General features: G+C 49.8%; 21 protein-coding genes and 1 tRNA gene. All 22 read right to left on the bottom strand.

All coding sequences use genetic code 11. The features are described from left to right. Positions 1–217: 217 nt before the first annotated feature. The 22 genes from CRP01_RS41120 to CRP01_RS41020 all read right to left on the bottom strand — a co-directional run bounded on the left by CRP01_RS41120 (position 218) and on the right by CRP01_RS41020 (position 12,761). On the bottom strand, positions 218–472 hold the full coding sequence (locus CRP01_RS41120) for a hypothetical protein (protein WP_099155942.1): 255 nt from the start codon (positions 470–472) through the stop codon (positions 218–220). A 223-nt stretch (positions 473–695) separates the two neighbouring features. Continuing rightward, positions 696–911, bottom strand: a complete 216-nt coding sequence (locus CRP01_RS41110; protein WP_099155940.1) for a hypothetical protein — start codon at positions 909–911, stop codon at positions 696–698. Positions 912–931: 20 nt separating this feature from the next. After that, positions 932–1,183: a hypothetical protein gene (locus CRP01_RS41105; RefSeq protein ID WP_099155939.1), complete on the bottom strand. Its 252-nt coding sequence runs from the start codon at positions 1,181–1,183 to the stop codon at positions 932–934. Next, a complete protein-coding gene (locus CRP01_RS41100) occupies positions 1,180–1,614 on the bottom strand; it encodes a hypothetical protein (protein ID WP_099155938.1) in 435 nt (144 codons plus the stop codon). Before CRP01_RS41100 ends, CRP01_RS41105 begins: the two co-directional genes overlap by 4 nt. 75 nt (positions 1,615–1,689) lie before the next feature. Beyond that, positions 1,690–2,487 (bottom strand): OB-fold protein, encoded by a 798-nt coding sequence (locus CRP01_RS41095; protein WP_099155937.1) that lies wholly within the window; start codon positions 2,485–2,487, stop codon positions 1,690–1,692. Positions 2,488–2,491: 4 nt separating this feature from the next. Continuing rightward, positions 2,492–2,974: a hypothetical protein gene (locus CRP01_RS41090; protein ID WP_099155936.1), complete on the bottom strand. Its 483-nt coding sequence runs from the start codon at positions 2,972–2,974 to the stop codon at positions 2,492–2,494. Then, positions 2,961–3,338: a helix-turn-helix domain-containing protein gene (locus CRP01_RS41085; RefSeq protein WP_170110761.1), complete on the bottom strand. Its 378-nt coding sequence runs from the start codon at positions 3,336–3,338 to the stop codon at positions 2,961–2,963. The genes CRP01_RS41090 and CRP01_RS41085 overlap by 14 nt, the downstream gene beginning before the upstream one ends. A 67-nt stretch (positions 3,339–3,405) precedes the next feature. Beyond that, positions 3,406–3,666 carry a hypothetical protein gene (locus tag CRP01_RS42090; RefSeq protein ID WP_143473767.1) on the bottom strand — a complete coding sequence of 87 codons (261 nt, stop codon included), beginning with the start codon at positions 3,664–3,666 and terminating at the stop codon, positions 3,406–3,408. Positions 3,667–4,091: 425 nt separating this feature from the next. Next, a tRNA-OTHER gene (locus CRP01_RS42655) sits at positions 4,092–4,227 on the bottom strand. Positions 4,228–4,543: 316 nt separating this feature from the next. Then, positions 4,544–5,332: a hypothetical protein gene (locus CRP01_RS41080; RefSeq protein WP_099155934.1), complete on the bottom strand. Its 789-nt coding sequence runs from the start codon at positions 5,330–5,332 to the stop codon at positions 4,544–4,546. Then, positions 5,329–5,634 (bottom strand): hypothetical protein, encoded by a 306-nt coding sequence (locus CRP01_RS41075; RefSeq protein WP_099155933.1) that lies wholly within the window; start codon positions 5,632–5,634, stop codon positions 5,329–5,331. The genes CRP01_RS41080 and CRP01_RS41075 overlap by 4 nt, the downstream gene beginning before the upstream one ends. A 1-nt stretch (position 5,635) precedes the next feature. Continuing rightward, entirely contained in the window at positions 5,636–5,941 is a 306-nt protein-coding gene (locus CRP01_RS41070) for a hypothetical protein (protein ID WP_099155932.1), read from the bottom strand. Continuing rightward, positions 5,926–7,032: a hypothetical protein gene (locus CRP01_RS41065; protein WP_099155931.1), complete on the bottom strand. Its 1,107-nt coding sequence runs from the start codon at positions 7,030–7,032 to the stop codon at positions 5,926–5,928. Before CRP01_RS41065 ends, CRP01_RS41070 begins: the two co-directional genes overlap by 16 nt. Then, complete coding sequence (locus CRP01_RS41060; protein ID WP_099155930.1) at positions 7,025–7,435, bottom strand: hypothetical protein; 411 nt, start codon at positions 7,433–7,435, stop codon at positions 7,025–7,027. The genes CRP01_RS41065 and CRP01_RS41060 overlap by 8 nt, the downstream gene beginning before the upstream one ends. Before the next feature lie 63 nt (positions 7,436–7,498). Beyond that, positions 7,499–7,969, bottom strand: a complete 471-nt coding sequence (locus tag CRP01_RS41055; protein WP_099155929.1) for a host-nuclease inhibitor Gam family protein — start codon at positions 7,967–7,969, stop codon at positions 7,499–7,501. 30 nt (positions 7,970–7,999) lie between these two features. Beyond that, complete coding sequence (locus tag CRP01_RS41050; protein WP_099155928.1) at positions 8,000–8,356, bottom strand: hypothetical protein; 357 nt, start codon at positions 8,354–8,356, stop codon at positions 8,000–8,002. Then, complete coding sequence (locus CRP01_RS41045) at positions 8,356–9,246, bottom strand: ATP-binding protein (RefSeq protein WP_099155927.1); 891 nt, start codon at positions 9,244–9,246, stop codon at positions 8,356–8,358. Before CRP01_RS41045 ends, CRP01_RS41050 begins: the two co-directional genes overlap by 1 nt. Positions 9,247–9,249: 3 nt before the next feature. After that, the gene (locus CRP01_RS41040; RefSeq protein ID WP_099155926.1) at positions 9,250–9,642 is read right to left on the bottom strand and encodes a hypothetical protein; all 393 of its coding nucleotides are present in this window, start codon (positions 9,640–9,642) and stop codon (positions 9,250–9,252) included. Next, positions 9,642–9,896, bottom strand: coding sequence for a hypothetical protein (locus CRP01_RS41035; protein ID WP_099155925.1), 255 nt, complete (start codon positions 9,894–9,896; stop codon positions 9,642–9,644). The genes CRP01_RS41040 and CRP01_RS41035 overlap by 1 nt, the downstream gene beginning before the upstream one ends. Then, on the bottom strand, positions 9,893–11,884 hold the full coding sequence (locus CRP01_RS41030) for an integrase catalytic domain-containing protein (RefSeq protein ID WP_099155924.1): 1,992 nt from the start codon (positions 11,882–11,884) through the stop codon (positions 9,893–9,895). The genes CRP01_RS41035 and CRP01_RS41030 overlap by 4 nt, the downstream gene beginning before the upstream one ends. Before the next feature lie 21 nt (positions 11,885–11,905). Then, positions 11,906–12,154 carry a hypothetical protein gene (locus CRP01_RS41025; protein WP_099155923.1) on the bottom strand — a complete coding sequence of 83 codons (249 nt, stop codon included), beginning with the start codon at positions 12,152–12,154 and terminating at the stop codon, positions 11,906–11,908. A gap of 271 nt (positions 12,155–12,425) precedes the next feature. After that, complete coding sequence (locus CRP01_RS41020; RefSeq protein ID WP_099155922.1) at positions 12,426–12,761, bottom strand: hypothetical protein; 336 nt, start codon at positions 12,759–12,761, stop codon at positions 12,426–12,428. Positions 12,762–12,869: the final 108 nt, after the last annotated feature.

Below are 12,869 nucleotides of genomic sequence, written 5' to 3'. Positions count from 1 at the left end.
GTGCGCCGGTTTCGATGTAATATATCTGTACGTCATCGAATTGCTCTAAGGCTAGCTTACACGCCACCGTCGAAGTAATTCCCGCGCTAAACCAAGCTAGTCTCATAAAACGTCCATTTTCATCATAAAAATCTGGTAACCATTATATTCCAGCTAATTAGTTCGGAAAACTGTTACGAAAAACAGTTTGCTCAAACGTATGAGTTTCGACTACATTTTATTTAAAGAGATTCCCCTGAGCATCCTTAGCCTGCTCATTCAATTCGACCCGTTTCTTTAGATCCTCAAACTCCCGATCAGTCATAGTGTTCAGCATCTGCTCAAGGAGCATCGTGATCTCGTAGCGTCGCTGATGCTCCAGAGAAAGGAAACGAATAGGCTTATCAGAAGCCTTGCGCCATACTTTAGGCCGGTAGCCGTTTTCCACGCTCATCTCTTTGATGGCGTCTTGGCGGGTGATATTTTTATTCATGGTCAATTTGTGTTTTTGGCGTCATCTAGTTCACCCGAATTGATCTTTCGCACAGCGGCAGCCTCAGCAGATTCCTTATTGGGATAGATAGCTTTGGAGGCGCAAATAGTAGTGATCTTGCCTTGTAAGCGAATATGGTAGAAGTATTTCCCATAGCCTTCGCTGTGCTTCACGAGTGATTTGGTCCCTTGATATATGAATCCATTAAGTGATGGCATGGCTTTTAATCAATTAAGTGATCTTCAATATTTTTCAGCTTGTCGCTATGCTGGCAATAATTAGTCTGGATGAATACAATGAAGACCACCCAGGCTCCAGCAAAATAAAGCAAATGCCAGTCTACAATCTTGCGATCTGCTGAGTAACTTGACCAGGCTGCATAGGTGGCAAAAAGAGCTATACCTAGTACCAGAAGTACTGCATACCAGTCTTTGAGCATTTTTTTGAAGTCGCATCTACTCATATCTGAATATCTTCATTATGCTCAGTAATCACCACCGGATCTTCGATCTGCTCGATCTTTTCGATCGGATGGCGGAAGTAGCCCCGGCCAATGATGCGGAGCTGGGAGCCCACGCGAACACTGTCCGGCTCCACGTGGTAACCTTGGTACATGTGTTTCATGCGATTACTATCGATAATTCGGTTGTCTTTATCGATGGTCATTTCGATCACATCCTGACCGTTGCCTTGAAAGTGAAGTGTCTTCATGATTCTTTATTTTCGTGATATAATTCGATGCTGTCGTTGTTGCGTTCCCAGGTAGATTTCATGGTTTTAAAAGAACTAAACCAGGGCTGGTAAATAATGATAGCTTGGCTTTTGGCATCCTCTACGCTCATACCGATCTTCTTACTCAATCGCTTACCCAACATTTTTTCTCTCTCCCTAGCCATCGATAAAAATGGATTGCGAGATCTTGCGAACCAATACTTTTTCGCCAGTTCATTCTCATCACCTATCCATTCACCTTTTATCTCACCATCAATGAATACCTCATAAAGTACTCTCATAGCCTTTTTATCAATGATAAATCTCACGCTGATTATATGATCATCAATCAGTAACGCTGGGCTTTTATACTTCCAGATTTCGCCCTCAAACTGTTTCCACTGTGCTTTGGTGAGTGTCTTGGTTGCCATGGATCTGCCTTTTTAAAAGTCCCCCGCACCAGGTACGGGGGAGCCAAAACCGTAAAAATTACAAACAATGGTACTTTACCAGGCCGTGATGCGGCAGTCTTTCAACTGTACTACCCACAGCAGGCGGCCATCGCACCGGCAGGTGACGCCGATGGGTTTATACTTTTCCAGCTCGATGAGCCGGGCTTTTTCTTCCGGAGGGAAATAGGCATAGGCGCGGGCGCGATCGTTGATCAGTTCCACCAGGCCCTGCTGGTCAACCGTCTGGCTTACTCGGTCCACCAGGCCCCACACGAAGATCTGACGGCCAGCATATTCTTTGTTGGCGCGTAGCTCATTCATTTCGTATGCTTCGTGGAGCTGGAGCAAATCGACGGTATCCGCTACTACAGGTTCATTCATCTTGGAAATAAGCGTGGCCACCTGCGGATCCGGCCGGCTGTGCCGGGAAAACTGATCAAGGCTGATGTACACCAGCAACAACAGCATGCCGGCATAGGGCCACCACTGGGTACGCAGGTAAAAGCTGAGATCGTGCCGCAGAAAGGCCAGCCAGTAGTTATCGTGCCGAAAAGTCTCCAGCTCTTCCCATACGATGTTTTCCAGGGCATAGGCTTCCTGTTCGAAGCTGATGCGGCGGTAAGCGCGCATCCAGTTGAGATCATTGCAGAAAAGCCGCAGGAGAAACTCCAGGATATAGATCAGAAAGAAACCCACGTACCAGAGGTCTGCCTGCTGCTGCAGGTGAATGCGCTCGTGCTGGAGCTGCTGTTTGCTGAGGGTGTGGCCTTTGCGCACAAAGATCCAGTGAACGAATGCCAGGGCCACCCAGGGCCACCATTTAGGGAAAAGGGGAATAATTTTGCGTTCCATTTTTCTACTGTTTGATTGTTGTTTGATCAGGGTTTTCCCGCTGTTCTATCAGTACCCAGGAGTACATCAGGGCGAAGCCGATGCCAAAGAATACCTTGGCCGGGATGAGGCCCACCAGGCCGATCCACCAGGGCAGGCGCAGGAAGTGCACAAAAGGTATGATGATAGCCAGCTGGAAAGCGCTGAGCATAATGAATTGAAAAAGGTGCCAGCCGTCGGTAAGAAAAACCAGGGCAGTGGTGCTGAGGAAAAAGGCCGGACCTTTATCCGGATCTCCATCCTGGTATTTGTTCCTCCAGCTGAGATCCGGATGCCAGAACTGATGCGATCCACCCAGGAAAGTTTCTTCCGGCCCCTGGGGGAATACACTTTTGCCGTAGTGAAACTGGAGCGTATCCATTACTCCATTGGCAATGCCGGCAATAATGACCAGGCTGATACAGGCGACGATGATGCCGATCGGCAGTTTAAGTTTACTCGTATTCATATTCTGTGATTTTTGCTTGTACCTGGTCAGCCTTTTGAGTGAACACCAGATCGGTGCCATGAAGCTCCAGATAACGCGTGTGTTGATACTTTGCGGTACTGTGGTCCCGATCTCCCAGGGCCTCGCCGATCTCCTTCCAGGTAAAGTGTTTGCGGGCAAAGAAAGAGAAAGCAAAGCGGGCATCGGTGTACTCCGGATTACGCTCCGGGCCGGTCAGCTGCTCCTCAGTGATATTGAATACCTCACAGATGATCTCCGCCAGGCGGCCGAGGTAGCGCTGTTTATTGTCGCTGAGCCGAAAGCGCAGATCTGCAATCTGCTTTTCGATGCCCCTTAATTCTTCGATAACCTGCTTGTCTTTCATTGATCTGTTTTTTTGAAAGGTGCCGGCAGCACAAGGTTTAAAGCCACCGGCACTGAATATCCACTTACTAATACTCTTGCTTTTCATCCGATACTAATACCGGATTAGATCGTTTGGCTCTCATCATCTGCATCGCTCTGTATTCTTCCAGGGAGTAGGATCTCCCTTCCGGATGGGCATTACGAGGGTGGTGCTTGTGGCCGACACCAAAGCCGCCACAACGCATCTTTCGATCGATAATGCCGAGATATTTACCGGATATACAGGAGGATTGTGATAAGAGCAGGAGGCAAATGAATGCCCATTTTACTACTGTTTGCGTTCTCATAGTTGCTATTTGAATGATGATTAAATCCCAATCAAATAGCCTCTCCAGCTCTTTCAAAAGGCCGGTAGCTCCTCCGGAACTACCGGCATGAAAACACCTAAAACCCTATTAACTAACCGAACCTGCGGCCGGAGTCGAACCGGCTGGCTATACCCTTGATCATTGCTAGTGCTGTTCATAGCAGGGTATCGATTCTCCACTGATCTCCGCAGATTTACCAGACTTTGGCTCCCGGGGGTGTCACTTCCCGGGCCTCATGATCAATCTACCGTTGTAGAAGTTGTCTTTAAAATGCCGGCAACTGTATTGAGCTACCGGCTTCACCCTAAAAACCAAATGAAAACATCTCTCAAATCTGCTGCTAAAGCTCCCCTCCGGACTTCTCCGGAGGGGGATACTACAAACAAAAAACAGCAGGATAAATGTGGAGAGGATAGGATTCGAACCTATCGCCGCCAAGTTGAGTACTGGCTACACGTTTTCCAATCCTGAATTCTCAGGCTCAGGAGTGGCGTGTGTCGGACGGAACACATTCCCGCTCTAACCACTGAGCTACTCTCCAGCTTTCCCTCCAGTCTTTTCCGGAGGGCGCTAACTACTAACAAAATATATAACCCCATGAGTGGCGAGGGAGGGGTTCGAACCCTCTATGCAATTACTTGCCCAAGTCCCCGCCTGGCCCGTATGGGCCTACCCCGGCTTTTCGGGGCCTTTCCTCCACGTGTATGGTAGTGGTGGTGGTGGTAGTGGTGGTATTAGCTGCCATCCGACTCTTACGGATCGTAGACCCAAGACCACAGATGCTGATCATCAATGGCTTCTATCGCCCGGACCGGGGGGATATCCGGTCTGCACCTGGCGTAGGGCGTTTGCGTCTTTAGGCGATCTCAAAGATCAAGGTGTCTCGTATGTCCACCGCTCCCACCAGGAGCCCGGAGCCGGTACTGTTACCGAACCGGATCTCATTCGTGTTGGCATTCCAGGCAGCTCGTACGATACCCTCTGCCCCATCTGCACCTACCGGTGTGGTACCTACCAATAGTTTACCACCATTGTTTTTGAACTTATGGTTAAATGGCAGGCTAAGGCTGGGCACACTGGCATTCGTAAACTGCCCAGTAAAGTTGATGCTCAAGAACATCGTCTTCCCCTGCACCCGGTACCGGCAACTCAGCGACTCACCCGGCCCTGCATAGGTGATATCCGAGATAGTAACCGGAGTGTAGGCGTTCCAGGCGGAGCCGGTGAAAGCACTGAAGGCAACGTAATCCGAGCCGGTTAGGTTGGTAAATACCACCCGCATGTACTGGTTCTTGTGAACGTTGAATTGTGCTCCGGAGCCATACGTCACCGGATCGTTAGCGCCCAGCTCGGTCACCAGCTGAAACTTATATTCTCCGCCGGAACCCTTCACCTGGTTGGAGGCCGTTGCTACTAACCACACTTTGCCCTGGTAGTATACCGCTGCCGGCTTTTCTACATTGAAGGTGGTACCGTTGTCGGTGATGGTCAGATCGGAAAGGATCGCAGCGGTATCTCCGCTACCGATTATCCGGGCCATGGCACTGACCACATCAAAAATGCCATCCTGCAGGTACTGCAGATCATCCACACTCAATCGGTGCCCGCCCAGGTTAACCGCATTATCTAAATCTAAGAATCTCATTCGCTAAATAATTCTGGTTGTGTTTTTGATTTCCGTTTTTGCTCCTTACGCTGCCGGTATTCCCGGCTCTGTACCTTTTTGATCAGCAGATCTGCCCACTTAAAGTCCAGATCCAGGTGCTCGTAGTTCAATTTGATGACCTCATGCCGCAGCGCCAGGTGGATCACCGGCTCTCCTACCGTAAAATGGCCCGACAGCGTAGAAGCAATGAACTCATGAGACAGCTGGTAACTCTGCATATACTTGTAGAGTTGCTGTATCCGGTAGTATCTCAAAAGTTTGTTTGCCTCGGCCGCGTTCATATCATTTCAATTGGTTTGAAAGATCAATCATCACTGCTGCGGTGTAGCTGTCCAATTCCAGGAGATCTACTATCTCAGAGGCTATCATTATAGCCAGTGCCTCCTCCTGCTTGAATGACATCCTGGTCTCGGGCTTGGGGAACGCTATTGCTGTGACCAGTTTCTTTTTCATGATGCCCATTAGCGTAAATCCCAGTAGTTTGTGCCAGTTGCTATCCTCGTCGAGCTGTGTGATCGCGTACTGTAGGAAACCGCCCAGGGCTTGTAGCTGCGAATGTTTCAGCTTGACGTTTACCTTTTCCGCCATAGTAGTGCAATAAGTACCAGCACCGCCAGACCCCAGGGAATATATGCCGTCCAGCTGCGTGGCTTTACGAGCACTGTTCGGGTCTTGATCACCGGCTTGTCTACCAGAATCGTATCCGGCAGGTAGAGGGTGTCACGCTTTACAGTAGTGACCACTTTGAACCTGGTCTTCCGCTGGTGGCCAGTCTCCGTTATCTCCAGGATATCCTTAGCCTCGATCTGAGTTTCGACCAGGTCGAACACCGATCCTTCGTGCCAGATGCTGTCCTGATCGGTAGCATCACCCCAGGTCCATTCCCATTCGGTTGTGGTCTGCTTTTCGGGTAGATAGATCGTATCCAGCTCGGTGAGCGTGAAGGTTTCGATCACGGTGTCTACCTCGGGTGCCGGCAGTAGTTGCGGGTTTTTAGCCAGGTAATTTTGTACCCGTTTGGGCGTCATGCAGCTGGCCAGCAGGATCATTACCAGGGCTATTGCCGCGCTTACCTTGATCCATTTTATAGTGTTTCCCATGGCATCTTTTTGAGGTTTCAGGCCCCGTTCGCGCAGGTGTTTCCAGTATGCACTGAGCTGGGCGCCCTTTAATTTTGATTCGTAACTCTTGTCCCATTCATCTGGGAACTCGATGGCTTTCGCCTTTTTAGTTGGTTGTGCCTGCAACTGGAGAAGCGCATTGTAGTTCTTCACCAGATTGCGTATGTGCTTTGGCTGTTTGCCCCACCATTCGGTGTTTTTGAAGTAGAGATCCAGCAGCTCCGGAGTGATATCGATGCCGGCAATCAGCTTGGGATCCCCGTACCCTTTTCGGTATTTTACGCCGGTATACTTCTGATATGCGGCACAAAACATCGCGATCTTTTCCCCGGTGCTACTGCCCTTGATCGGCTCGATGGTCACCATGCCGTCGTAGGCTTTTACCTTGGTTGGAATGTCTTTTTCCAGCAGCGGGATCGGCGCATTGATACACACATCCTCCCAAAGTTTGCCTAGTCTGTGAATCCCTTCCAGGGCGTGCAGTTCTCCGTCTTCATAGGTGGCCAGTACATATTCGGTCTGGCCGGGTGCTCCAATTTGGTATTGGCGTCTACGCATTCTGTAGATAGATTTTGTGCATGGCTTTAAACTGGGCTACCAGCTTGGGTAACTCGGCTTTGGTGAATTCGTCGAACGGCTTTTTGATGTAGCCTCGGTTTTGACACCAGCGGTTCACCCGGTCCATGTCCACTTTCCCGTTATCATGCTCCCAGCCCATCTCGTGGCACAGCGCCAGGATCTGCCGCTTCATCCGTTGCTTTGCCTCGTCCACCTGGTAGTCGTCCGCTTTGCCCTGCAGGGAGCGGATTATCTGGATCGCCTCGATGGTGCGCATCTGCCGAATGCTATACGTGCGCCCGCCGGTGGCCTCCAGTACCATCGTTTCTTTCGTCTCTTCATCAATACCCAACTTGGTGAGCAGGGTACGGATCTGGATGATGTATTGATTTCCTAGTTGCATGATCCCGTTTTAAAGTACCGCCCCGGGGGGCGAGGGCGGCCCGTAACGTGAAAGGATTTGGAATTACAGTTTAATCTCGAATCGCTCTTCCTGTACGACCTCCAGGCCGCACTTTTTCATTTCTTTCGTGATCTTCTCCTGATCGCTCAGCAACTTGCGCTTATCCATCGATTCGGATACGCGTACGTAAGCCGGCAGGTACTTCTTCAGCTTGGCCACTACTGCTGCCGGTTTCAGATCTCCGATGATACCAATGCTCGGGTTGTTGAGCTTCAGACTGACCGAAATCGGCCCGAGCGTTGTGGTCTTTTCATCTTTCAGGAATATTTCATTCCGGTACTTGCGGGCATATTGCTCCAGCGTTTCCTCGGCCTCTTTGGCTGCTGATTGTGCCGCCTCCAGCTCTTTAGCATACTGGGCGTCGATCTTGGCAATGGCCGCTTTCTTTTCCGCTTCGATGTTCGTGATGGCCAGTTGAGCCTTCTGGTAATCAAAAGCCGCCTTTTCGGCTTTCGTGTGTTCTCGCTTACTCATGTCCGTAGTAGGTTTTGATTTACTCGTTACCTACCGTTTGCCTCCGGTGCCGATGAGTTCTTCTACCAGGTAGCAGTAGCTGACCATCCCGTTATCCTGTACCCGGCAGATGTCCAGGTACGTTTGAAGATGATCACGATTGTGGGCCTTCCTGGTGGCTCTGATGCGATCGAGGCCAAGCTTATTGATCCAGCTAATGCACAAAAGGCCGATCTGCTTATTCCACCATTTCCAGTACAGGGAGGAGCGCATGAGCCTGGCCAGTAGTTTAGGATCGTCACTTTCCATCATTTCCAGGAAAGCTACTCCCTGCTCCCAGGCCAGGGCGGTGAAGTCTTCGGCACTCATGCCGGTTTCGTTCAGTATGATGCGCTTCCAGTCTTTCATTATGCGGCTACTTCCTCCAGCTCAGCCGTGGCCGTTTTGGCATTGAGGCGCTGGAAGTTGACAATCATCTTGCGCACGTCATCATAGTGGCGTGCATGTTTTAGGATGTGGGTGATCTGGCCTTTCGTAGTGATGCCCTGATCTTTGCACATCATCAGGATCTCTCCCTGAATGGTCTTTTCACGTGGATCGAACTTCACCAGGCTTTTGTAGTTAGCGAACCGGCGCTCGATCTCCCGGTATCCGAGTTTGTTACGGCGGGCAAATTTCTCGATGCGTTCGCGCAGTACTTCGGTGCCGGCAGTCACAAATCCGCAGCGGTTCTCCAGCCGATCGTAGATCATTTTGAGCATCATCAGGCAGCGGTCGCTCAGCTTGTCGGCCTCATCGATCAGGATCACCGGCCGGGACTGCTGCACCAGGTAAGTGACGATGGCGATGGCCATCAGGCGTGCATTGCCGTCTACGTTGATACCCATCACCCGCTGGATCTCCCGCGCCAGGTCTTTCGGCGTCATCATCTGATCGCACAGCACGTAGTAAGCGTGCGGTGTCTGTTTGGCGTAGCTTTCCAGGGCAGTGGTTTTGCCGGCACCGGTATATTCCGAGATGCAATGGTTCATGCTGAATTGCTGGCTGTCGGCACATACACTCTGTATAGCCCGGAAATTCTCTGTTTCGTACACCACCCAGTCGTGCTTTACAAACATGCTCTCCAGGCGCTGCCACAACTCGTTGCTTACATTATCCCACTTGCCGGGATTGAACACCGATGATGCCTGGGCATTGCTGATGCCCATCACATTAGCCATCTGGTTTTGACTCAATTTCTTGTCGACTTTGTAAGCTTCGATCGCCGACAGAATCCGTTGTTTGTGCTCGTTGGTCATGGGTTAGTTAGATTTTCCTGTAGTCAATAGGATGGCTTTGCAACCATCGATTTTCTCCTCGTCGGTGGCCACTTCGAGATAGTGATCCTCTTTGTGGTTCAGTGACCACTGGAGGCAGATCCGCCGGCGAAGGGACTCATCGCAGATCCGGCCGTTAACACCAAGCGTAAAACCTTTTTTCACGCCGCCTACGATATACATCGCTTTGGTTTCGGGATGGATCGCAAAGCCCACTTGCCGCTTACTCACCGGGCCTTTCTTATCGATACCCAATGCAGCTACTGCCGCACTCGATACCAGTATGTAGCCCTCTTCTCCTTTGCCGCCGCTGCTGCTCAATTTCAATTGAGCAGTGCCTTTGCTCGCTTTCTCCGGTTTGATAAATCTCCAGTCCATCAGTTCTCATTTTTAGATTGAGTTAAAAATTCGCGGACCTGCATCCATTCCTCCTGAAAATTGGTGATGTACATCTCCACGCCTGCCCGGCCATGATTCTTGAATGTTTTCAGGATGAGAGAGTAGTGATTTACCTCCTCCGAACTCTCCCGTTTCACTACCTCGCCATCCACTATTTCGTGGGTGGGTTGCGGTAGCAGCTCCGCCAGTTTCTTGAGTTTCCTGCGCATCACTGCGCTCACTTTGATATTCATTTGCCCACGTATTCGTTTTCCAGAATTCTACCCCAGTCCACGTCATCCTCATCGATATCTAGGCGGAAGCGTTTGAACTCCGTTTCAGCAGTATTCAATTCCTCTTTGAACACGCTTCGAACACCTAGTTTCAGATTGCTCTCTGTAACGCGTTTCAGGTCTCCGGTAACCTCTTCGATATCATCCACCAGGTCGTCACGTACTTTGAGTAGTTTATTGACTTTCGTGCGGTCACCTTCTTCAAGGTCGTGGACCGCCATCGGTAGCAGTTCAGTAGCCACTGCCATCACCGGTTCACCGTTCTCGTCCCGCACCGGTTCGTTGTCCTGGTAGAGGTAGACGAAGTCCAGACAATCCGGATCAAAAGCCACCTCAAAATCATCCTCCACCAGGAGGCGATACATATCCGGATCAGTGACATTAAACAGGTGCTTTTCACCGTTTACCTCCAGCTGGATCCCGTCCGTCCGATAGCGGTAGGTAGTATTGCGTTTTTGCCAAAACATGGTCACAAAATCAAACGCATCTACCGACTTGCCGACGCTCTCTTTGGCGTACATCACATTGGGCGATTCCCGGTGCTTTGTAGCCAGGTTATTCCATACGTTGATGGCGTCTTCAAACTGCCGCACCAGCTCTTTGTAATCCGGCAGTTTGTCCCGGTTTTCTTTGAGGAAATCCGGATTGAATTGAGAGTCGTTTCGCTTGGCCCGTACGTTCATGCCGGCCCAGTTGTCAAAGTACCGCAAGATCATGTTTTGAATGTGACCGATGACAGGCTCGATCACTTTCGATTTTCCACTGTATGGCCGGGTGGGTGTAGTGACCACGCCCATGTTTTTGAACATCCACTTTTGGGCCTTGATTCCGGAGCCCTGATCGTACTGCAATTGCACCGGTACCACCATCCGTTCCTGCACCGCTCTTTTGATGGCTGCGCGTACCGCTGTGGCGGTCTCCGTGGGGCTTAATGCAGCGCCAACAATTCGCCAGCTGTGACCATCTATCACCAGCATCATATCCATGCGGTTGTAGTAGGTCTCCTTGTACTGCCATTCGCCCTTTTTCTCGTTCCACTTTTTGACCGTTTTGCGGTAGTACAGATCGAGTGGCGAACCATCGAAGATCCACATCGCATCCGGGGCGCTCGGGCGCTTTCGGCGGATGGTCGGTTCGTACTTGTTTTTCCAGACATCTTTACCGTGCCGGCCCATCGTCCATACGATCTTATTCTCCGGCCGGTTCAGGAAGTTTCTCGCTGTGTTGGCAGTGATCTGTTCCCAGCCTCGTTTAGGCGCTTCCCGGTTGTACAAGCGGGTGATCATCACGGTCGGAATTTTGTGTGGGTCGGCCATCAGTGCCATCAGAAATTCCTTCTGCTCTTCTGTCTCGATCTTCGTCGCATTCTGATTGCCCCGATGGCCGTGGATGAGGCTGCCCGGTCCGTCCTTCTTGTACTGCTTAACTTTCATCTGCAAACTGCGGATGTGCCTAGCCCGCAGACAAGAAAGATTCTCTTTTTCCAAACACTCGACCACAATCCCCCACAACTCAGCCTTACTCTCATAACCCAAAGCCTGAGCATCGATCTTTAATCGTACATCGATAAGGAACTCCATCCAGGCCGCAGCACGTGCGTGCTCGCGGGCTTTCTCAGGAGTCATCTGCCGTACGAAAAAACCGTGGTGGCAATAACCCATCATGTCAATTAATTCCTGCGCTTTGGAGGAGGTCTTTTCCTCCTCCTGTTCTTGTTCCTTGCCCATCAAATACAACCTGGGATCACCAAATTGCTTACGGACCATTTCCTTGTACCTGGTGCTCATCGTTTCGTACTTGATGAGCAGGCGGCGCTGATCGGCGGGATCTTTGATGGATTGCCAGTTTTTAAAGCCTCTACGTACTCCCTGCTTAATAGTGTTTGGGCTTATTCCGCTGTCTTCCAAATCCTCGAAACTCAAATAAATTTCATTACCGATCAGCTGCATTTGTCAATTCATTTCTTGTAGTTAAATAGAATCGATTTGCCCAGCGTACTTGATGAAGTCCCATTCATCGCAAGCCGCCATCACGAGATCATAAGCCTCGTTCCGTCCTAGTGTTTGCCGGTCAATTTCTTCGATCAGATCATCAGGGCCTTTTTCAAGCCATTCCTCCAGGACAATCTCAATCCCAATTCGGTTCAAATAATCTCGTAATGCTTTGATCGAGACAGTCCCCTCCCAGTAGCTGGCTGTCTCATTAGTTGCCATCTTCATGAATCGCGTTTAAATAAAAATTTACGTTTTCCGGCGGCGAGTCTGCTTACTGGATGTTTGTTTAGTTTTCTCAGTCTCAGTATGTGACGTTGTACCCCGGCTTACTTCCGCAGACGATTTGGGAGAGTGATTATTCGTGCTTTGTTGAGGACCGGCTTCTTTGGATTGTAGGTGATCGTAAATTACGTCTTTCCAGTGGTTTGAGTAAGCGTTGTCCCGAGCAATGTCGCGGAGCTTACTCTCGTTTATGTGGTAGCCCTTTTCGGCGAATCTATCCAGTAGCGGCTGGATGTCTTCGGGCTGAATTTTTTGGCTCAGATCTTGCTGACGGTGCAGTAGGCTCATCGTTCAATTCTTTAGTGATTAATTCTTCCATCCTACTGTAGTAATCTTGCTTTTCTTCGACCTTTTCAACCATCTCTGCCTTAATCTCCTTGACAGCCTGAACACAAGCAGAAACAATGCCTTCATTTTCATAAAGCTGGTCACGTACAATTGTTCTGATCCAATTTGGAGAAACTCCAGAAATCTTAGCGGCACGATTTACCGCTCCTCTAGTTTGCTTCATTAACTGCCAAAGATCAACAAGTGCTTGCCCTTTCTTCATATTCGTATGATTTAACTATTGTTTTAATTACCTTAGCAATTATGATTAATTGTAATTATTCATCGTTATGATTACAAATGTAATCCAAGAAAATTAAAATTCCAAGAA

It is taken from the genome of Flavilitoribacter nigricans DSM 23189 = NBRC 102662, assembly GCF_002646595.1.
GTDB lineage: Bacteria > Bacteroidota > Bacteroidia > Chitinophagales > Saprospiraceae > Flavilitoribacter > Flavilitoribacter nigricans.
The sequence above is the reverse complement of the archived record's forward strand: the minus strand, read 5'-3'. Positions and strand labels throughout refer to the sequence as shown.